This is a genomic window from Bradyrhizobium ivorense, assembly GCF_900696085.1.
GTDB lineage: Bacteria > Pseudomonadota > Alphaproteobacteria > Rhizobiales > Xanthobacteraceae > Bradyrhizobium > Bradyrhizobium ivorense.
Genome location: NZ_CAADFC020000028.1, coordinates 71,983 through 90,462, shown reverse-complemented (window position 1 = coordinate 90,462; position 18,480 = coordinate 71,983). Strand labels below are relative to the sequence as shown.

Annotated in this window: 20 protein-coding genes; 9 read left to right on the top strand and 11 right to left on the bottom strand. The window is 65.0% G+C overall.

Going from position 1 to position 18,480, the window contains the following annotated elements:
- Nucleotides 1–75: 75 nt before the first annotated feature.
- Nucleotides 76–471, top strand: coding sequence for a (R)-mandelonitrile lyase (locus CI41S_RS31625; RefSeq protein WP_139485647.1), 396 nt, complete (start codon nt 76–78; stop codon nt 469–471).
- A 48-nt stretch (nt 472–519) separates the two neighbouring features.
- Nucleotides 520–1,290: an SDR family NAD(P)-dependent oxidoreductase gene (locus CI41S_RS31620; protein WP_139863036.1), complete on the top strand. Its 771-nt coding sequence runs from the start codon at nt 520–522 to the stop codon at nt 1,288–1,290.
- 36 nt (nt 1,291–1,326) lie between these two features.
- Here CI41S_RS31620 and CI41S_RS31615 read toward each other — a convergent pair whose 3' ends face one another.
- Both CI41S_RS31615 and CI41S_RS31610 read right to left on the bottom strand, forming a co-directional pair.
- Nucleotides 1,327–2,037, bottom strand: a complete 711-nt coding sequence (locus tag CI41S_RS31615) for an NUDIX hydrolase (RefSeq protein ID WP_139863035.1) — start codon at nt 2,035–2,037, stop codon at nt 1,327–1,329.
- A gap of 9 nt (nt 2,038–2,046) precedes the next feature.
- Nucleotides 2,047–3,072 (bottom strand): ABC transporter substrate-binding protein, encoded by a 1,026-nt coding sequence (locus tag CI41S_RS31610; RefSeq protein ID WP_139863034.1) that lies wholly within the window; start codon nt 3,070–3,072, stop codon nt 2,047–2,049.
- Between the two features lie 238 nt (nt 3,073–3,310).
- On the opposite strand from CI41S_RS31610, the gene CI41S_RS31605 reads away from it, so the two are divergent.
- Together CI41S_RS31605 and CI41S_RS31600 are read left to right on the top strand one after the other, a co-directional pair.
- Nucleotides 3,311–3,760 (top strand): cupin domain-containing protein, encoded by a 450-nt coding sequence (locus CI41S_RS31605; protein ID WP_139863033.1) that lies wholly within the window; start codon nt 3,311–3,313, stop codon nt 3,758–3,760.
- A 235-nt stretch (nt 3,761–3,995) separates the two neighbouring features.
- Nucleotides 3,996–5,321, top strand: coding sequence for a 4Fe-4S binding protein (locus tag CI41S_RS31600; protein ID WP_139863032.1), 1,326 nt, complete (start codon nt 3,996–3,998; stop codon nt 5,319–5,321).
- 290 nt (nt 5,322–5,611) lie between these two features.
- Here CI41S_RS31600 and CI41S_RS31595 read toward each other — a convergent pair whose 3' ends face one another.
- A complete protein-coding gene (locus tag CI41S_RS31595; protein WP_139863031.1) occupies nt 5,612–6,505 on the bottom strand; it encodes an SDR family oxidoreductase in 894 nt (297 codons plus the stop codon).
- Nucleotides 6,506–6,597: 92 nt separating this feature from the next.
- Between CI41S_RS31595 and CI41S_RS31590 the strand changes: the two genes are divergently transcribed.
- Nucleotides 6,598–7,431, top strand: a complete 834-nt coding sequence (locus CI41S_RS31590; protein ID WP_139863030.1) for a helix-turn-helix transcriptional regulator — start codon at nt 6,598–6,600, stop codon at nt 7,429–7,431.
- Nucleotides 7,432–7,482: 51 nt separating this feature from the next.
- Here the strand turns inward: CI41S_RS31590 and CI41S_RS31585 are convergent, their stop codons facing one another.
- From CI41S_RS31585 to CI41S_RS31570, 4 genes are all read right to left on the bottom strand, one after another.
- Complete coding sequence (locus tag CI41S_RS31585; protein WP_139485581.1) at nt 7,483–8,301, bottom strand: Crp/Fnr family transcriptional regulator; 819 nt, start codon at nt 8,299–8,301, stop codon at nt 7,483–7,485.
- A gap of 35 nt (nt 8,302–8,336) precedes the next feature.
- A complete protein-coding gene (locus CI41S_RS31580; protein ID WP_139863543.1) occupies nt 8,337–8,771 on the bottom strand; it encodes a hypothetical protein in 435 nt (144 codons plus the stop codon).
- Between the two features lie 226 nt (nt 8,772–8,997).
- Nucleotides 8,998–9,783 carry an ABC transporter permease gene (locus tag CI41S_RS31575; protein ID WP_139863029.1) on the bottom strand — a complete coding sequence of 262 codons (786 nt, stop codon included), beginning with the start codon at nt 9,781–9,783 and terminating at the stop codon, nt 8,998–9,000.
- Nucleotides 9,783–10,604: an ABC transporter ATP-binding protein gene (locus CI41S_RS31570; RefSeq protein ID WP_139863542.1), complete on the bottom strand. Its 822-nt coding sequence runs from the start codon at nt 10,602–10,604 to the stop codon at nt 9,783–9,785. Before CI41S_RS31570 ends, CI41S_RS31575 begins: the two co-directional genes overlap by 1 nt.
- A 154-nt stretch (nt 10,605–10,758) precedes the next feature.
- On the opposite strand from CI41S_RS31570, the gene CI41S_RS31565 reads away from it, so the two are divergent.
- Nucleotides 10,759–11,703, top strand: a complete 945-nt coding sequence (locus CI41S_RS31565; protein ID WP_139863028.1) for a 2-dehydropantoate 2-reductase — start codon at nt 10,759–10,761, stop codon at nt 11,701–11,703.
- Here CI41S_RS31565 and CI41S_RS31560 read toward each other — a convergent pair.
- From CI41S_RS31560 to CI41S_RS31550, 3 genes are all read right to left on the bottom strand, one after another.
- Nucleotides 11,688–11,969 (bottom strand): DUF3551 domain-containing protein, encoded by a 282-nt coding sequence (locus tag CI41S_RS31560; protein WP_139863027.1) that lies wholly within the window; start codon nt 11,967–11,969, stop codon nt 11,688–11,690. The two genes, CI41S_RS31565 and CI41S_RS31560, sit on opposite strands and share 16 nt — an antisense overlap.
- 36 nt (nt 11,970–12,005) lie before the next feature.
- Entirely contained in the window at nt 12,006–12,668 is a 663-nt protein-coding gene (locus CI41S_RS31555; RefSeq protein ID WP_244626745.1) for a hypothetical protein, read from the bottom strand.
- 164 nt (nt 12,669–12,832) lie between these two features.
- Complete coding sequence (locus CI41S_RS31550) at nt 12,833–13,669, bottom strand: metal-dependent phosphohydrolase (protein WP_172628262.1); 837 nt, start codon at nt 13,667–13,669, stop codon at nt 12,833–12,835.
- Nucleotides 13,670–13,929: 260 nt separating this feature from the next.
- On the opposite strand from CI41S_RS31550, the gene CI41S_RS31545 reads away from it, so the two are divergent.
- The 3 genes from CI41S_RS31545 to CI41S_RS31535 all read left to right on the top strand — a co-directional run bounded on the left by CI41S_RS31545 (nt 13,930) and on the right by CI41S_RS31535 (nt 16,633).
- Nucleotides 13,930–14,145 (top strand): hypothetical protein, encoded by a 216-nt coding sequence (locus CI41S_RS31545; RefSeq protein ID WP_139863026.1) that lies wholly within the window; start codon nt 13,930–13,932, stop codon nt 14,143–14,145.
- 146 nt (nt 14,146–14,291) lie between these two features.
- Complete coding sequence (locus CI41S_RS31540; RefSeq protein ID WP_139863025.1) at nt 14,292–15,080, top strand: ATP-binding cassette domain-containing protein; 789 nt, start codon at nt 14,292–14,294, stop codon at nt 15,078–15,080.
- Nucleotides 15,077–16,633, top strand: a complete 1,557-nt coding sequence (locus CI41S_RS31535) for an ABC transporter permease/substrate-binding protein (protein WP_139863024.1) — start codon at nt 15,077–15,079, stop codon at nt 16,631–16,633. Before CI41S_RS31540 ends, CI41S_RS31535 begins: the two co-directional genes overlap by 4 nt.
- 88 nt (nt 16,634–16,721) lie before the next feature.
- On the opposite strand, the gene CI41S_RS31530 is transcribed toward CI41S_RS31535, so the two are convergent.
- Complete coding sequence (locus CI41S_RS31530) at nt 16,722–18,434, bottom strand: sulfatase-like hydrolase/transferase (RefSeq protein ID WP_139485588.1); 1,713 nt, start codon at nt 18,432–18,434, stop codon at nt 16,722–16,724.
- Between the last annotated feature and the right edge of the window lie 46 nt (nt 18,435–18,480).

The following is an 18,480-nucleotide window of genomic DNA, read 5'->3' as shown; positions in this document are numbered from 1 at the left end:
GCCGCCGCCGCCCTGACAGATGTCGGCCGATCGTCGGCGCAGACGACCGACAGTTCGAAGGAATTTCGCATGGATATGGACATCAAGAGAAACGGGTCTCGGCCTTCCCAGAAGGGCTCACAAGATTGGTTCACCGGGACCGTTCGCATCGACCCGCTATTTCAGCCGCAGGATCCGGCGCGTGCCGGTGCCGGTCAGGTCACGTTCGAGCCCGGCGCCCGGACCGCCTGGCACACCCATCCGCTCGGGCAGACGCTGATCATTACGGCGGGACTCGGCTGGGTGCAGCGGGAAGGCGGTCCGGTCGAGGAAGTCCGCCCCGGCGACGTCGTCTGGTTTCCTCCAGGATTGAAGCACTGGCATGGCGCTTCACCGACGACGGCGATGACCCACATTGCCGTCCAGGAATCCTCCGGCGGCAAGAACGTGGATTGGCTGGAGAAAGTGAGCGACGAGCAGTATCGGAAGTGATGCGCGGGCGCTGTAGAGTGCGTGCCGAAACATCCGGAGGAGCAGCACATGGCGATCGTATTCATCACCGGCAGCACGGACGGTCTCGGCCGTGCGGCGGCGCAGTCGCTCCTCGATCAGGGGCACCGGGTGGTGCTGCACGCACGTTCGGCCGATCGCGCCGCTGCGCTCGGAGAGCTGGCCTCGCGCTCCGAGGGAGTTGTGGTCGGCGACCTGCAGAGCGGCGCCGAGACGAAAGGCATCGCGGATCAAGTGAACGCGATCGGGCGCGTGGATGCGGTCATCCATAATGCCGGCGTCTACACGCAGCGCAGCCGCGGCTCAACGCCGGAAGGTCATGCCGTCACGTTGGCGATCAATACCATTGCGCCGTACATGCTGACGGCACTGATCGAGCGCCCCGCCAGGTTGGTCTATCTCAGCAGCGGGCTGCACCGCGGCGGCGATGGCTCGCTGGATGATCTCGATTGGACGAAAAGATCCTGGGATTCGGCCAAGGCCTACGCCGAGAGCAAGCTGCACGTCGTCGCGTTGGCGTCCGCGCTGGCGCGACGCTGGCCGCGGGTCCTGAGCAATGCGGTCGATCCCGGCTGGGCGCGCACGAAGATGGGCGGCGCGGGCGCCCCGGTCGATATCGAAACAGGTCAGAAGACGCAAACCTGGCTGGCCGTGAGCGACGATCCTGCCGCGCTGGTCAGCGGCCGCTACTGGCATCACCTCCGGCAGCAGGAGCCGGCTAATGAGGCGACCGATCCGAGTTTTCAGGACGAACTCGTCGACAAGTTGGCCAAGCTGACCGGAGTTAAACTACCGGCGTAGCTTCATCGTCAGAGGCGGGCCTTCACGAGCGCACGCCTACGCCGGCAGCTGCGCCTCGATGAAGGCGGTGACGAAACGCGGCATAGCGGCGGTGAGGTCGGCGCGGCTGCGCACCAAATGGATCGCGGCGAGTTCGGGATCGTCCTGCTGCGCGAGGTTGGCCTCGATCCGCGCACGCAAGGCCTCGCCGGACATGCCGACGCGCAGGATCCGCATCATCGCGAGCGCGGGCCCGGTGTAGATGCAATGCCAGTCGGCGTCGGCGCGGCAATCCGCCGGCGTCAGGCCGGTCTCCTCCTCCAGCTCGCGCAGCACGCTCCCGGCGATATCGACGGTCTCGCCGCGTATGTCGTCGAGATCGGGCGTGCCGGAAGGAAAATAGATCCGTCCGGGATTGGAGGTGTGCTCGCCCATCTCGCCGAGCACGAAGGCGCCGTCGTCGGAGAGCAGCGCGCCCATGCCGAAGCCGTTGAAAATCTCGCGGTCGGGAAAGCCCCAATCGCGCCAGGCGAGGAAGCTCGCAAAGTCGGTCTCGAAATAGCTGGCGCTGAGCCGCCCGTCCGAAAACACCGGATCGCGGCCGAGCAGCACGCGGCCGTTCCACAGGCTCGGCTTGGCGCGCTGCTCGGCTTCGAAATGCGCATCGATGTCGGCGCGCCGCTGGTCCGCGAACGGCCAAGGCCGCCGCTGCAACGTCAGGTCAAGCGCACTGACGCGATGAATGACCGGTGCCTGCGTGCCACTCATCGTGCTTGGCTACTTCGCGTTTCCGGTCGTCTTCTTGACCTGGTCGACGAATTTGTTGGTGTAGGTCTTGGTCACGTCGATGCCGGCCTTGGCGACGTCGGGCGAGCCGGTGCTGAACACCGCGAGCACGGCTTCCGCTCCCTTCGGGTCCATCTTGCCGGTCTGCGAATACATCGGGATCGTGTTCTTCAGCGCGGCGAGATAGAGGTCCTTGTTCTTGCCGACGAGCTCGTCCGGCATCTTGGCCATGATCTCCTCGGCCGAGTGCGAATGGATCCAGGACAGCGTCGCCATGATCGCGTTGGTCAGCGCCTGCACTTCCTTCTCGTGACCGTTGACCCAGGCCGTGGTCGAGTAAAGCGCGCCGCCGGGATACTCGCCGCCGAACACTTCGAGCGTATCGTGCTGGGTGCGGGTGTCGCTGAGGATCTTGAGATCCTTGTAGCTGCCCTGCAGCACGGTGACGGACGGATCGAGCATCACGGCCGCATCGATCTGGCCCTGCTCCATCGCGGCAACCGCGGTGGCGCCGAGGCCGACGCCGATTACGGCGGTGTTCATCGGATCGACGCCGTTCTTCTTCAACAGATACTTCAGGAAGAAATCGGTCGACGAGCCGGGCGCACTGACGCCGACCTTCTTGCCGGCGAGGTCCTTGATCGATTTGATCTCGCCGGTGTGCTTCGGCGAGACCACCAGCACCAGGCCGGGATAGCGGTCATAGACCACGAAGGACTGCAGCTCCTGCTTCTTGGCCGCGAGATTGACGCAGTGGTCGAAATAGCCGGAGACGACGTCGGCGCTGCCGCCGAGCACGGCTTTCAGCGCATCCGAGCCGCCCTTGAGATCGACCAGCTCGACCGCGAGCCCGGCCTTGTCATACTCGCCGAGCTGCTTGGCCAGCACCGTCGGCAAATAGCACAGGCAGGCGCCGCCGCCGACCGCGACCGTAATCTTGGTTTGCGCTGCGGCAAGGCCCGTGGACATAGCGAGCGCCAGCAGCGTTCCGGCCAGCTTGCCAAGCAGTTTGTTCATGACGTCCTCCGTTCGACTGGCCGGCAAGATAGAGGAGCGAGCCCGGCTTGAGAAGGCGACTTTGGTGCCAAGGTTCGGCGAAGGAATGGCTGCCATGTTCGGCCGCTGACGGTTTATTCCGCGCACGCCATGCGATCTTTTCGTCGCATCGAGCACATCGGGCGCGCCCGAGTGCTGGCCAAGGCCGGCGCCGCCGCATAGCATCGCCGTCACAAAAAAACACCAGGGGAGGATTTCCATGAATCGCATCGCCACGACGCTGTCGATCGTTGCCGCTTTCGCCGCCGGCTGCGCCGTCACCCACGTGTTGCGGCCGGCGCTCGCTGCCGAAAACATCACCGCGCAGATCATCCACACCGGCGAGATGGAAGGCGACAAGCTTGGCGATGCCAACAAGGTCGGCTTCCGCTCAAAGATGTTCGTGTCGGCCGACGGCGCCACCGTGTCGATCCAGGACGGCAACGTGCCGAAGCACCTGCATCCCAACACCAACGAGCTGCAGTACATTCTCGAAGGCACCGGCACGATCTGGCTCGGCGACAAGGAAGTGACGGTGAAGCCGGGCGATCTCGTCGTGATCCCGAAGGGCACGCCGCATGGCGGCACCAAGCCGAACGGCCGGCCGCTGAAAGCTATTGCGATCAAGACGCCGCCGCAGGCGCCGGATGATACCAAGATGCTGGATTGACGACCGCCGCCTCCACGTCATTGCGAGCGAAGCGAAGCAATCCATGCTGCGGCGTACGCGGAGCAATGGATTGCTTCGTAGCTTCGCTCCTCGCGATGACGGCGGGGTGAGCAGGTCGGGTCGGCCGTATAAGCCCTACGGTTCCATCGTTAGATGACACGCAGCATATAATTGACTTGCCCCGGACCGCGCCCTCCCATAATATGATGGTTGACATCTTATACAGGGCAACGCCATGAGCTTGGACGATCATCCCACGGTCAGGGCCGTGCGCGCCCGCAGCGGCCAGACGGTCCACGACGCCGCGATCTCCTCGGAATTCATCAAGCAGATCGCGCGGGACTGCGGCGCCGACGACGTCGGTATCATCGAGTTCGAACGGGCGGCGATCGCGCCGCAGCGGGACTCGATCCGGAAAGTCTATGGCCGAACCCGCGCGCTGCTGGCGATCGCCTGCCACATGAACCGGGAGCCGGTGCGCTCGCCCACCCGCTCGGTCGCCAACGAGGAATTTCACGGCACCTACGATCACGTCAACGAAACCGCGCGCGCCATCGTTCGCGCGCTCGACGAGCACGGCATCGCGTCCTGCAATTCGGTCGCTGCCTTCCCGATGGAAATGGACCTGCCCAAGATATTCATGGTCCAGCACAAGCCGATCGCGGTGGAAGCGGGCCTCGGGCGGATGGGCATCCATCGCAGCGTCATCCATCCGAAGTTCGGCAGCTTCGTCCTGCTTGGCACCATCCTGCTCGGGCGCGAGGTCGACGCCTACGACCAGCCGATCGACTACAATCCCTGCCTCGAATGCAAACTGTGCGTCGCGGCCTGCCCGGTCGGCGCCATCAAGCCGGATGGCGGCTTCGATTTCATGTCGTGCTTCACCCACAATTATCACGACTTCCTCGGCAACTTCTCGCAGTGGGTGGAGAAGGTCGCCGACGCCAAGGACGCCAAGGATTATCGCGCCCGCGTTCCCCGCAGCGAGACCATGAACGTCTGGCAGTCGCTGTCGTTCAAGCCGGGCTACAAGGCGGCCTATTGCATCTCCGCCTGCCCGGCCGGCGAAGACGTGATCGGCCCGTTCCTGCACGATCGCGACGCCCATTTTGCCGACGTGGTGAAGCCGCTGATCGACAAGGACGAGTTCGTCTACGTGATCCCGGATACCGACGCAGAGGACACGGTGACGCGGCGCTTTCCGCACAAGAAGGTGCAACACGTCGAGTCCGGCCGCCACACCGGCAGCATTCAGGGCTACCTGTTCTCGCTCTCGCTCGGATTTCAGCGCGGCCGGGCAAGGGGCCTCGATCTGGTAGCTCATCTGAGCTTCACCGGCGCAACCACGCTCGATGCAACGGTGACCATCAAAGGAAAGGACCTCCAGGTGGTGCCGGGCCGTCACGTCGGAGAGGCGTCCCTGCGCATCACGGCCGACACCAAGGCATGGTTGAGTGTTCTCAACCGCGACCTCGAGCTTGCCGACGCGATCAACGCGGGCCTCGTGAGCCCGAGCGATGAAAAGTTGTTCGCGGCCTTCATGCGGTGCTTCCCGCTCTGAGCGACCGGGTGAGCAAAGGCGCGAAGCGCCGTGCCCACCATGCCTTAGTGAGGTGAGCACATTGGCCGGGCTCCCTCCCCCCTTGCGGGGGAGGGTTGGGGAGAGGGGTAAGCCCAGGGCGAGATCGCGGATGGAGCCGCCGCTTTCGCAACTACGGTCATGCATGCATCGATACGGATATCGAGAGAGCACGCCGTGTGGCCCCCCTCTCCCTAACCCTCTCCCGCAAGGGGAGAGGGAACCCTGGCATTGTGCCCGCCTACGGTTACCCTGTTGTCCGCGCCCATGCGCTACGGTGCGAAATACGCCGGATGATCGATATCGGCGAGCAGCCCGGGTTGTTGCGGCTGCCAGTCGAGCCGCACGCGGGTGCCGGCGCTCGAGGTCGGCACATCGAAGCTGGCGAAGCGGCCGAACCAGCCGAAATGCTCGGCCGCCGCCTCGGGCGATTTCGATACCAAGGGAATGTCGAGGCGTCGGGCGATCACCTCGGCGATCGCCTTGAGCGGCACGCCCTCGTCGGCCACGGCATGGAATGGCCCGCCCTCGACGCCGCGTTCGAGCGCGAGGCGATAGAGGCGCGCGGCGTCGAGGCGGTGCACGCCGGGCCAGCGGTTTTGCCCGTCCCCGATATAGGCGGAGGCGCCCTTCTCGCGCGCGATCGCGACGAGGCGCGGCACGAAGCCATGGTCGCCATGGCCGTGCACCGACGGCGGCAACCGCACCACGGCGGCGCGCACGCCGCGCGCTGCCACCGCCATCGTCGTCGCCTCCGAGGCACGCGGATATGATTCGGAAACCGGGATCGGCGGATCCCGCTCGGTCGCGACGCGGCCCTGCGCGACGCGGGCGACGCCCGACGTCGTGATCAACGGGCGTTGTGAGCCTTCGAGCACGGCGCCCAGCGTCTCAATGGCGCGGCGGTCATCTTCGCAATTCTTGGCGAATTTCGAGAAGTCGTGATTGAAGGCGCAATGTATCACCGCATCCGACTGCGCCGCGCCGCTGCTGAGGCTGTCGAGGTCTTCGAGCGTGCCGTAGTGAACCTCGGCGCCGGCGGCGGCCAGCGCTGCCGCACCCTGGTCCGAACGGGTCATGCCGAGCACCTGATGGCCGGCGGCGATCAATTCCTTGGTGACGGCCGAGCCGACCCAACCAGTGGCTCCAGTGACAAACACGCGCATGCAGGTCTCTCCAGGTTTGGCTGGAGACAAATCTCGCCGCTTAAACTATCCTGGTAAACTAGTGACGTTATCATGGTATAATAGCTAACAGGATGAGCGAACCCACCCTGCAGGAAAACCTGCTCGGCGCCTATCTGAAGGACCGCCGCAGCAAGCTCGATCCGGCCGCGTTCGGCTTTCCCGCCGAGCGGCGCCGGACGCCGGGGCTGCGCCGCGAGGAGGTGGCGCAGCGCGCCAATATCAGCCCGACCTGGTACACCTGGCTCGAGCAGGGCCGCGGCGGCGCGCCGTCGGCCGACGTGCTCGACCGCATCGCGCGGGCGCTGATGCTGACGAGCATCGAGCGCGAGCACCTGTTCCTGCTCGGTCTCGGCCGCCCGCCCGAGGTGCGCTACCAGCGCAGCGAAGGCGTGACGCCGCGGCTGCAGCGCGTGCTCGACGCGCTGTCGCCGAGCCCCGCCGTGATCCGGACCGCGACATGGGACATCGTCGCCTGGAACCGGGCGGCGACCGTGATGCTGACGGATTACGGCGCGCTGCCGCCGACGGAGCGCAACATCCTGCGCTTCATCTTCCTCGATCCGCGCGTCCGCGCCGCCCAGCATGACTGGCAGAGCGTGGCGCGCTTCGTGGTCGGCGCGTTCAGGGCGGACGCGGCGCGCGCCGGCGCCGCCGCCGTGGTGCAACCGTTCGTCGACAAACTGTGCCGGCTCAGCCCCGAATTCGCGGCGCTGTGGCGCGACAATGACGTCCGCACCCATGGCGATGGGGTCAAGCATCTGCGGCACCCGATCCTCGGCCCGATCGCGTTCGAGTACTCCGCGTTCGCGGTCGATGGCCGGCCGGATCTCAGCATGGTGGTCTACAATCCCGTGGACGCCGAGGTCGTGGAGAAGATCCGCGGGCTGATCGACGCGGCGCTTTAGCCGCGCGTCCGGTCGCGTAGGTCGTTCCACGACGTGCATCGACCATCAATCTCAAGGCGGATCACTGGCAATCGCCGTCTGCGATCCGGCATCTTGTTGCGCGACGGTTTTTTCCAGCCGGGCGATGTTTTCCAGCAGGCGCTGGCTGGTCAGGACGAGAAAATAATAGCCGAATTGCGGGCTTTGAAAGTAGAGCTCAAGCAGCCTGTCATAGGTGATGGTGAGAACTTGTCCGTCCTCTATGCATTCGACCGTTCCGGTTCGCCGGTTATTCGGCGTCAGGAAGCCTAATTCTCCCATGAGACGCCCTGGCGGAAGCTCGACGTCGATTTCCTTGACCAGGAATCGTCCGGTGACGGTCAGAAACATTTCCGTCGCTACGTCACCCTTCTTGAACAGCCGGTCGCCCCGCTGATATCGGCGTTCGGTCATGAATGGCCTGAGCCATTCCATCGACATGTCACCCTGCGCCGCGGTACGCGCCTTCTTCACCAGCCTGAGCATTTGACGAAGGCGAACGGCATTGATCGGCAGCAACAACAGATAGAGCAGAAAAGTGCTGACGTTTCCTGTCAGCGCGCCAAAGGTCGCGAAGAATGTGCAGCCAGCCATATTGGCGACGCGCAGCGGCACCATCGTCTGCATCAGCAAGGTCGCGACAAAGAAGATTGCGCCAATCAATGCAAACATGTTGGCAAGCGTTATGTTGGCCAATCCAATCTCGAGCAGCCGATTGAACAGCGCATCGTAGGTCACGTTATTGGGATCGAGTCCGAGCTGAACCAGAATCTTTGCGACCCTGAGATTGTCCGCGGCGGTATCGAGGATACGGTTGAGTATCGTCGAAATATCTGCGCTGTTGAGCTCCATTGCATCTTCTCTTCGCGAAGCTGATTAAAAACTGTTCAATTCTTGAGAAACGTGTAGGCGACGATCAGAGCCACCATGGCAGCGAAGATCAGCAGGGCCGGCACGGATTTCCGGCCGGCGGGCCTGTCGGGAGCGGCCGCGGCCAGCCGAGCCGGCGGAGTCATACGCGGTGTCGGAGACCGTGCGGCACCTTTAGTCGCCGATGCCGCGGCGGCTTCCAGGTCCGGCGCCGTGCCAAGGCCTCCCATCTCGCGATAATAACTGGTGTAAACCTCGCGAACTGCCGCTACTTTCGACTCGGCCTCGCTCATCCCCTCGAGCCTCGCTCTATAATCAAGCAAAACCGCCTGCGCATTCGCGGGCAGGTCATCGAAGCTTCCGAGCTTCGCCATCATGAGCCATGTGGCAAAGTCCGCCTCAGCTTTGAAGTGGGCTTTTCGGGCGATCCTGATGCTCGGGCGTGAGGCCATCATTATCTGATCGACTTGCAATGCAAAATCGCGGCATTTCATGACGTACGCTGAACGGTTCGCCTAGGTGTGCGAGCTATCCAGGCTGGCGTCAAGTACCGCGTGGTGATTCGCCTCCTGCGCCGCTCTCACGTGAGCGCCCACGCCTACTACTTTCCTATAACGTTGCCGTAACAGCCGTCTTGAAAACACCTATGCAACGTGCGGCCAACGGGTATAGCCGAGCCTAATCCTGGCGCACCGCCGTCGGCCGCCACACCAATAGCCGCTTCTCCACCATGGTCACGACCATGTCGATCAGGATCACGAAGGCGGACAGCACGAACATGCCGGCGAAAACGCCGGCGACGTCGAACACGCCCTCGGCCTGCTGGATCAGATAGCCGAGGCCGGCGGCGGCGCCGAGATATTCGCCGACCACGGCGCCGACCACCGCGAAGCCGACCGAGGTGTGCAGCGAGGAGAACATCCAGGACAACGCCGATGGCCAGTAGACGTGCCGCATCAATTGCCGCTCGCTCATGCCGAGCATGCGGCCGTTGTCGAGCACCGTGGTCGGCACCTCCTTGACGCCCTGGTAGACGTTGAAGAACACAATGAAGAACACCAAGGTGACGCCGAGCGCGACCTTGGACCAGACGCCGAGCCCGAACCACAGCGCGAAGATCGGCGCCAGCACCACGCGGGGCAGCGCGTTGACCATCTTGACATAGGGATCGAACACCGCGGCGACGCGCGGCTGCCGCGCGAACCAGAAGCCGACCAGAATGCCGCCGGCCGAGCCGATCACGAAGGCGAGGATCGATTCCCACAGCGTGATCGCAAGATGCTTCCAGATCACCCCGGTCGCAAACCATTTGATGATCTGCTCGAGCACGTCGACCGGATTGGAGAAGAAGAACGGCGGCAGCAGGATCTTGCCGAACACCGGCACGCTGGCGAAGAACTGCCACAGCCCCAGCACGACGACGGCGACCAGGATTTGAAGCGCGAGCAGCGTGATGCGCGACATCAGGCGGCCCCCGCCTGGGTCGACTGCACATAGCCCGTCATCACCTCGTCCTTCAGCACGCTCCAGATCTCCCGGTGCAGGGCATGGAAATCCTTCTCCATGCGGACTTCCGAAATATCGCGCGGCCGCGGCAGCGTGATCCGCCAGTCGCCGATGATGCGGGCCGAGGGGCCGGCCGACATGATCACGACGCGGTCGGCGAGCGCGATCGCCTCCTCGAGATCGTGGGTGACGAACAGCACTGCCTTGCGGTCGGCGGTCCACAATTCCAGCAGCAGATTGCCCATGATCTGCCGGGTCTGCGCATCGAGCGGGCCGAACGGCTCGTCCATCAGCAGGATCTTTGGATCGCGGATCAGGACCTGGGCCAGAGCCACGCGTTTGCGCTGGCCGCCGGAGAGCATGTGCGGATAGCGGCCTGCGAAGGCGCCGAGCCCGACCGAGCCCAGCCACTTCTGTGCGCGCGCCAGCGCCTCGGCGCGCGGCGTGCCGCGGATCTCGAGGCCGATAGCGACATTGTCGATCGCGGTCTTCCACGGGAACAGCGCATCGGCCTGGAACAGGTAACCGGCGTCGCGGTTGAGGCCCGCGAGCGGCTTGTCGAAAATCCGCACTGCGCCGCCGGCCGGCCGCAGCAGGCCCGCCGCGACGTTCAGGAGCGTCGATTTTCCGCAACCCGTGGGCCCGACGATGGCGACGAACTCGCCATTGGCGACCGCAAAATTGGCCTGCTCGACCGCGGTATAGACCCGCCCATCCGCCAACCGAAACGCCACCGTCGCACTGTCAAGCGCGACCGCCGTCGGCTCTGTCTTCTCCACCACGCTGCCTCCCGCGTTTGCCGGATGGCTTAGCGGTTCGGGCCGGCAAGTTCAACGCCGGGATGCTCACGTGGTTTTCACGGAAAGCGGGTTGAGAATTGAGCTGAGATCGCCGAGGCTGGGCCCACAGGCGGCGAACGCAAGGAGACGGATCATGCGGATTGCAGTGGTGGGCGCAGGCGGCGTCGGCGGCGGCTTTGGCGCGGCGCTGGCGCATGCCGGGGCCGACGTCACCTTCATCGCGCGCGGCGCGCATCTCGCGGCGATGCGGAGCGAAGGGCTCAAGGTTCAGGGCGGCCGCGGCGAGACCCATCTGGTGCCGACCAAGGCGACCGCCGATCCGACTGAAGTCGGACCGGTCGATATCGTGCTGTTCTGCGTCAAGCTGTGGGACGTCGAAAGCGCTGGCGAGCACATCAAGCCGATCGTCGGACCAAACACCGCGGTGATCCCGCTGCAAAACGGCGTCGACGCGCCGGACCGGCTGATCCCGATCCTCGGACGCGACGCCGTGATGGGCGGTGTCGCGCAGATCAGCGCGTCCATCATCAAGCCCGGCGTGATCAACCAGGTCGGCACCTTCATGCGCATGATTTTCGGCGAGCTCGACGGCAGCGTCACGCCGCGCGGCAAGGCGTTGCTGGAGCTCTGCCTGAAGGCCGGCTTCGACGCGACCTTGAGCGAGCAGATCACCACCGAGCTCTGGATGAAGTTCGTGCTGCTCGCCGCCAATGCCGGCATGACCGCCGTGACCAGGCAGCCGATCGGTAAGCTGCGTGACGATCCCGACTTGCGCCCATTGTTCGTCTCGGCCTGCGAGGAGACCATCGCGGTCGCCCGCGCCAACAGCATCAAGCTGCCTCCGGACGCATTGACAAAAGTGCTCGACTTCATCGGCCACGCGCCGCCGGCGATGAAGGCCTCGATGGCGCTCGATCTCGAGCGCGGCAACCGGCTCGAACTGCCCTGGCTGAACGGCAAGGTGGTCGAGCTCGGCCGCAAGCTGGGCGTGCCGACGCCGACGCACAGCATGCTGTATGCGGTGCTGAAGCCCTACGCGATGGGCGCGCCGGCTGACGAGGCTCACTCATCGCGATAGCGATGCGCCCGGCGCTTCGGCGGCTGCTTCGGACCGGCGTAGAACGGATTTACCGAGCATGTCGCCGGCCGCCCGGAGGCCGTGGCCCGGCACTCCGGCAGCGAGGTAAACCTGCAATCGATGTAATCAGACGTCAGCGTGCCGCCATAGACCCGCAGGCATACCGGATAGTTCGGATCGTAGGCCTGCGCGGCGGCTGGCCCGGTGAGACCGACGCCAACGAGACACACCCCAAGGGCGGCGATCACACAGGTGCGCAGGCGCATCAGAGTCTCCTTGTCGTTACCGCGGGTGGCGCGCGGCTATTGCTGATTGTCCGGCTTGCCGTCGTCCTCGCCGAGGCAGCGGATGACGAAGGCGGGCGTGTCGCGCGGCAGGATCTGCGCAGCGCGGGCCTTGAGACGGCATTCGAGCTGGGCGATCTGCCGCGCCCGCCGCCGCTCGCTCGGCAGCGCCGACTGCCGCAACTTGCGAAGTGTCATCGGCGAGCCATCGGATTGGAAGCTCAGCTCGTAGGTCTTGCCGTTGCGGTCGGTGGCGGCACAGCTGATGCTCGACACCTGCCGCGTCACGAAGCTTCCGATCTGCCGGCACGAGCCGGTCGACATTTCGACCAGCGGCGACGGCAGCCCATCGACCCGCGGCCGGTCCTTCGACTTCAGCAGCATGCGGTCGACCGCAAGCTCGAACAGATTGTCCTGGGTCCGCCCCACGCTCTCGCCGGAGAACGAAACGATGTGGCTGCTGTCGGCGGGATCGTCCAGCACGACGGTGAATTCGGAGCGCCCGCTCTGGGTGTGGAAATAGGCCACCGCCTTGCAGGTGTAGTTGCGGCCGGCGATGTTGACGTTGCGGCAGGTGCCGGACATCAGCGCGTACATGTCGACATCATAGACCGGGCCGGCCGCGAGCGCAGGCCAGCAGGTGATCGCAACGGCAATCAGCAGTACGAGACGGGAGATCATGCTGGATCGGTCGAAAGCACGGTCGGCGGGAAGGTTCATGGCTTCAAGGTCGCTGATTTAGATCGACTGTGCAACCGCTGAAGCAGGCCGAAATATGGTGGTCGCGCCGATCACCCAGGGAAAGACCTGAAAGCAGCGTTGAAAATCGGGAACCAGCAGCTGCGTCAGATTTGCGGACCGGACAGCGTGACTTCGCGCTCGGCACGAAACACGTTGCTGTAGAGGTTCGCGATCCATTGACGGCCGCGCGCCGTCATGTTGAGCGAGTGGATGGCGCCCTGGATATGCGGCGCCACCATGCTCCAATAGAACTGCGGATAGCGGTCGACGATGTCGGCCGGCGATTCGTAGCCGAGCTGCCGGTTGATGCCGACCTCCTCGAACTCGTGATAGAGCGCGTTGGCTTTCCGGATGTAGTTGGGATCGCCGAGCTGCCCGATGAAATCAGCAGCGCGCACGATCGCCGCCTCGTCGTCATATTCCTGGCCTTCCGGCGCCGGAAAGCGGGTGCCCTCGATGTTGCGCGCGACACGTTCGCGGTCGAGCGGAATGACCTGTTCGAGCCGGTCCAGAACGTAGAGCTTCGAGCGATCGACGTGATAGGGCATCAGGCCGGCGTCCGACGAGCCGCGCGGCAGCACCACCTTCCTGCCGGCCGCATCGATGACATAGCCGTCCGGTCCGTCGCCCTTCAGGACGCCGCGCACATAGCCGATGTCGTGGGTGAGGCAGGCGATGATCGTGTGGGTGTAGTCCTCTGCGGTGACATGGGTGTGCAGCATGCGGCCGCAGATGATCTGGTGCCCGGCCAGCGTGACCAGCATCGTATGCTCGACATTGTGATAAAGCGCGTCGCTGTTGCCGATGCATTCCAGCGCGATGCGGGCGGCGGCCGGGAGCAGTTCGCCGAAGCGCGTCTGCGCGGCTCCGAAGGTGCGGCTCACATGCGCGGCGAGAAACTTCTCCAGGGCGCGTGCCGCCAACTCAGGTAACGTCATCATCGATGCAGCCCCGACCGCGCAACGTTCCTCGCTGGCCTCGATCTTTGGTCGTAGTTGGGCCGCGAGTATAGCGTATCCACAGACGGGCGGCTACGCACCGCCTGGTGCGGCGGTCGCTCGCCGGGCCGTACTTTCCCGGGCTTGCTCACAACGATACCGCCGCCGCTGATAGTGGCATGAACCCTGCATGAGTCGGTTTAGAAATATGAGTCGGTTCAGAAATCCTGTCAGACCGGGTTATCCCACCGATAAGGACCATCATGCTCGTTACGCTCGTCGCCATCCTCTGCAATGCTCAACTCTGTATGGAAAAGGTCGTCACAACCAGTGATCAATCCGGCATCACCATGGGGACCTGCGCGGTCAATGCGCAAATCGGCATCGCCGATTGGCTCGCCAAAGGGCCGTATCACGATTGGCGTTTGCGCAGTTATAAGTGCATCATGGGCAAATATGTGCCCAAGAACGAAGTGTGATCCGCTCTCGGGCCTCGAAGCCAGGGGCTGATTGCGGATAGGAACTGCCCGCGAAGGCGCGCAGCGCACGCTTGCGGCTCACGTCAAAGCCCTCTTTTATGGGCTGTCGCTGTCGTCACGACGGCGAGACATGAGGTCGCCAGGAAATGCCTGCAACGCCGCTGATCGCCTACGCGCATGTCGGCAAGAGTTTTGACGCCGGCCGCGTGGTGGCGGTCGACGATGTCTCGCTCGACGTCGCCGCCGGCGAATTTCTGGCGATCGTCGGCGGCTCGGGTTCGGGCAAGACCACGCTGCTCAGGCTCGCCAACCGGCTGATCGAAGCCGATCGCGGCCGGATCGCGATCGAGGGCGAGGATGTCAGCCGCATCGATCCGATCCTGCTGCGACGCCGCATCGGCTACGTCTTCCAGAGCGGGGCCTTGTTTCCGCATCTCACCGTCGCCGGCAACATCGGCATCACGCCGCGGCTGCTGGGCTGGCCGCAGGCGGAGATCTCGGCGCAGATCGACGAACTGCTCGACCTGGTGCGGCTCGAGCGGATGCAATACCGCGACCGCATGCCGCACGAGCTGTCGGGTGGCCAGCGCCAGCGCGTCGGCGTGGCGCGTGCGCTGGCTGCGAAGCCGCGCATCGTGCTGATGGACGAGCCGTTCGGCGCGCTCGATCCCCTCACCCGCGATGCGCTGGGCGACGATTATCGCGCCCTGCACCGCGAGCTCGGCCTGACCACCGTCATGATCACCCACGATATGACCGAGGCGCTGCTGCTCGCCGATCGCGTCGCGGTGATGCATGCCGGCCGGCTGCTGGCGCTGGGCACGCCGGCGGAGCTGTCGGCGAGCACCGACGCTTACGTCGGCCAGCTCTTGCGCACGCCGCGGCGCCAGGCCGAGCGGCTCGGCGCGCTGCTGCCGCGGGACGGCGCGGCATGAGCCTGTCCGCCGATCCACGCTGGGGCGAGGCGCTCAGCCACCTGGGCGACTATCTCGGCAATCACGTGCGGGTCAGCGTCGCCGCGCTGGCGCTCGGGCTGCTCATCAGCCTGCCGCTCGCGCTCATCGCCCGCAACCGGCCGGTGCTGCGCGGCGCGCTGCTCGGGCTTGCCAGCATCGTGCAGACCGTGCCCGGCCTCGCCCTGCTCGCGCTGTTCTATCCGCTGCTGCTGGCGCTCGCGGCGCTGACCGCAGCCTGGCTCGGCTTCAGCTTTTCCGCGTTCGGCTTCCTGCCGGCGGTGCTGGCGCTCGCGCTCTATTCGATGCTGCCGGTGCTGCGCAACACCATCACGGGCCTGTCGGGCGTCGACCCGGCCGTGCTGGAGGCGGCCCAGGGCGTCGGCATGACGCCGCGGCAGTCGCTCACCATGGTCGAGCTGCCGCTGGCCCTGCCGGTGATGATGGCGGGGATCCGCACCGCGGCAGTGTGGGTGATCGGCACCGCGACGCTGTCGACGCCGATCGGTCAGACCAGCCTCGGCAACTACATCTTCGCCGGACTGCAGACCCAGAACTGGGTGTTCGTGCTGTTCGGCTGCATCGCCGCCGCCGTGCTCGCGCTCGTGGTCGACCAGTTGCTGGCGCTGATCGAGCACGGATTGCGCAACCGCAGCCGGCTGCGCACCGCGCTCGGCGGGCTCGGCATCGCGGCGCTGATCGCGGCAACCCTGGTGCCGGCAATAGCCCGCCCGCACGCACGTTACGTCATCGGCGCCAAGACATTCACCGAACAATATGTGCTGTCAGCGCTGGTCGCACAGCGGCTGCAGGCGGCCGGATTGCCGTCCACGACCCGCGCAGGGCTCGGCTCCAACGTGATCTTCGAGGCGCTTGCCGCCGGCGACGTCGATGTCATCATCGACTATTCCGGCACGCTGTGGGCCAACCAGTTCCACCGCACCGACGCCAAGCAGCGCACTGAGCTGCTCGGCGAGCTGAAAGAGACGCTGGCGCGGCAGAACATCACCCTGCTCGGCGAGCTCGGTTTCGAGAATGCCTATGCGCTGGTGATGCCGAAGCAGCGCGCCAACGAACTCGGCATCCATTCGATCTCCGACCTCGTGTCGCACGCGCCGGCGATGTCGATCGCCGGCGACTATGAATTCTTCTCGCGGCCGGAATGGGCCCGCGTCCAGAAGACCTACGGGCTCGCGTTCCGCACCCAGCGGCAGATGCAGCCGGATTTCATGTATGCCGCGGTCGCTGCCGGCGAGATCGACGTCATCGCCGGTTACACCAGCGACGGGCTGATCGCGAAATACGATCTGGTCGTGCTCGACGACGACCGGCACGCGATCCCGCCCTATGACGCGATCGTGCTGCTGTCGCCGAAGCGGCGCGACGACGACAAGCTGGAGGCCGCCTTGCGGCCGCTGCTCGGCAAGATCGACATCGCCGGCATGCGCGAAGCAAATCTGAGGGCGTCGGGCAACGACGCGTCGTCGTCACCCGATGCCGTAGCAAGGTGGCTTTGGGAGAAGATTGGGAAATAGCGTAGGATGGGTAGAGCGAAGCGAAACCCACGCCTATCGCCGCGCGGCGTCATGATGGGTTTCGCCTCGCTCTACCCATCCTACGGCGCTACAGTCCCTTGATCATGCCCGCGTCGATCAGCATGCGGTTGAAGCGGCGCGCCTCGGCGCCGTCCTTGCAGGAATAGAATTTGCCCTTGCAGCGGAGCATGATCGCCTTCTGCTCCTCGAACGACGGATCGAGCGGGATGCCGGCGGCCTCCTGGATCACCAGCGGCAGATAGGCAGCATCGATTGTGTCCATCACGGCCGGGCTCTTCACCGGCTCGAAGTTGATGGCGTCGATCGCGTAATAGGTCGCGTAGTAGCGCGGATCGTAATCCATCAGCTTCTTGCCGATGCCGGCCTCGTCGAGCTCGGGGTCGAGCAGTTGCGGCGAGAATTCCGGCTGGTGGTCGCCATAGCGCACGATCAGGAACGGCTGCGCCGGAAACTTCTTCTTCAACGCCGCGACGAAGCTCGCATAGTCGTTGGCGCTCATCGCCTGCCGGCGCAGATATTCGTCGATTGACGGCACGTTGCCCGGCCGCTTCCAGGCGGGCAGCATGTCGGGGCGGAAGGTCGTCTCCCAAGGGAAATGATTGGCGGCGAGATAGACGAAGGCGAACAGCGGTGTGCCCGGCCGCTCCCGTTCCGTCATCAGCTTCACCGCCTTGTCGTAGAAGAAGCTGTCGGGCTCGACATCTTTCGCATGCAGATCATGCGCGTCGTAGAAGTGCTGAATGCCCGTGGTGGCCTGGAAGCCGCGCGCGCCCATGAAGCCGCCGAAGGCCGGATAGAGCGAGAGCGTGTCGTAGCCGCAGCGGCGCAACGACAGCGGCAGGCCGCGCTCGACCCGTCCGGAGGCGATGCGGGTGACGAAATAGGCGAAGCGGCCGAACGAGCGCGACGACAGCCCCGCGAGCACGTTGTACTCGGTGAACCAGCTCGGCCCGCCATTGCTCTCGGCGAGGAATTTGCGCGCGACGCCGTCGTAGGACTTGAACTGGCTGCCATAACCCGGCGGCACCCTGACGCCGGCGGCGGCGCGGATGTCGAAGCTCGACTCGTCATGGATCATGATGATGTTCGGGCGCCGGCCTGCCGGATGGCAGGCATCGACCAGCGGCACCTTCAACGTCTCGCTCGAGGCCGGGTCCGACTCCATGAAGCCGTGCGCGATGAAATCGGACACCGTGGTGACGCCGGAGCGCGCGAATTTCGACAGATAGCCGTCGTCGTAATAGCCGCGCCAGGCTTCATCCGGCCAGGCAAAGGCATAACCGGAGAGCGCCGCAGTACAGGCAAGGCAGGCGGCCGCCGCCGGCAGCCGGCGGATGCGGAACGGATCGAGCCACCACAGCGCGTACATCAACGGCAGCGTGACAAGGCCGGTGCCGATGATCGACCAGCGCAGATTCGGGAAGATCGTGAGCAGGAACGCCGCGGTGTCGCGGTCGATCACCATCAGGTCGACGAAGTTCGCGGTCATCTGCACCACGTCGTGCTTGAAGCGCGACAGCAGCACCACGATCACGGTCAACGTCAGCGACAGCGCGCCCGACAGCGCCGGCCTGCGCAGCAGGGCGATGAACAGGAAGTTCATGATGCCCCAGGTCAGCAGGAAGCAGAGCCGCGAGCCGAAATCGGTCTCGGTCCGCAGCATCACGATCAGCGCGCCGAGATGCGGCGCGGCGACCGCCATCAGCCGCCAGATGCCGATCGCGGCAAGACCGCCGGCCAGTGCGGCAACGGAGGAGTTCTGCTGAGGCGCGGGCGCCATGGGCGGGACGCAATACAACCCGGCGCAATGCAACGGCCTTGGGCTG

What these genes read in the sequence shown, in the direction of transcription:
- CI41S_RS31550 (WP_172628262.1), bottom strand. Translation starts at nt 13,669, where the DNA reads ATGATGACGTTACCTGAGTTGGCGGCACGCGCCCTGGAGAAGTTTCTC.
- CI41S_RS31590 (WP_139863030.1), top strand. Translation starts at nt 6,598, where the DNA reads ATGAGCGAACCCACCCTGCAGGAAAACCTGCTCGGCGCCTATCTGAAG.
- CI41S_RS31555 (WP_244626745.1), bottom strand. Translation starts at nt 12,668, where the DNA reads ATGATCTCCCGTCTCGTACTGCTGATTGCCGTTGCGATCACCTGCTGG.
- CI41S_RS31625 (WP_139485647.1), top strand. Translation starts at nt 76, where the DNA reads ATGGACATCAAGAGAAACGGGTCTCGGCCTTCCCAGAAGGGCTCACAA.
- CI41S_RS31545 (WP_139863026.1), top strand. Translation starts at nt 13,930, where the DNA reads ATGCTCGTTACGCTCGTCGCCATCCTCTGCAATGCTCAACTCTGTATG.
- CI41S_RS31530 (WP_139485588.1), bottom strand. Translation starts at nt 18,434, where the DNA reads ATGGCGCCCGCGCCTCAGCAGAACTCCTCCGTTGCCGCACTGGCCGGC.
- CI41S_RS31595 (WP_139863031.1), bottom strand. Translation starts at nt 6,505, where the DNA reads ATGCGCGTGTTTGTCACTGGAGCCACTGGTTGGGTCGGCTCGGCCGTC.
- CI41S_RS31600 (WP_139863032.1), top strand. Translation starts at nt 3,996, where the DNA reads ATGAGCTTGGACGATCATCCCACGGTCAGGGCCGTGCGCGCCCGCAGC.
- CI41S_RS31540 (WP_139863025.1), top strand. Translation starts at nt 14,292, where the DNA reads ATGCCTGCAACGCCGCTGATCGCCTACGCGCATGTCGGCAAGAGTTTT.
- CI41S_RS31605 (WP_139863033.1), top strand. Translation starts at nt 3,311, where the DNA reads ATGAATCGCATCGCCACGACGCTGTCGATCGTTGCCGCTTTCGCCGCC.
- CI41S_RS31565 (WP_139863028.1), top strand. Translation starts at nt 10,759, where the DNA reads ATGCGGATTGCAGTGGTGGGCGCAGGCGGCGTCGGCGGCGGCTTTGGC.
- CI41S_RS31615 (WP_139863035.1), bottom strand. Translation starts at nt 2,037, where the DNA reads ATGAGTGGCACGCAGGCACCGGTCATTCATCGCGTCAGTGCGCTTGAC.
- CI41S_RS31575 (WP_139863029.1), bottom strand. Translation starts at nt 9,783, where the DNA reads ATGTCGCGCATCACGCTGCTCGCGCTTCAAATCCTGGTCGCCGTCGTC.
- CI41S_RS31610 (WP_139863034.1), bottom strand. Translation starts at nt 3,072, where the DNA reads ATGAACAAACTGCTTGGCAAGCTGGCCGGAACGCTGCTGGCGCTCGCT.
- CI41S_RS31580 (WP_139863543.1), bottom strand. Translation starts at nt 8,771, where the DNA reads ATGGCCTCACGCCCGAGCATCAGGATCGCCCGAAAAGCCCACTTCAAA.
- CI41S_RS31535 (WP_139863024.1), top strand. Translation starts at nt 15,077, where the DNA reads ATGAGCCTGTCCGCCGATCCACGCTGGGGCGAGGCGCTCAGCCACCTG.
- CI41S_RS31620 (WP_139863036.1), top strand. Translation starts at nt 520, where the DNA reads ATGGCGATCGTATTCATCACCGGCAGCACGGACGGTCTCGGCCGTGCG.
- CI41S_RS31585 (WP_139485581.1), bottom strand. Translation starts at nt 8,301, where the DNA reads ATGGAGCTCAACAGCGCAGATATTTCGACGATACTCAACCGTATCCTC.
- CI41S_RS31560 (WP_139863027.1), bottom strand. Translation starts at nt 11,969, where the DNA reads ATGCGCCTGCGCACCTGTGTGATCGCCGCCCTTGGGGTGTGTCTCGTT.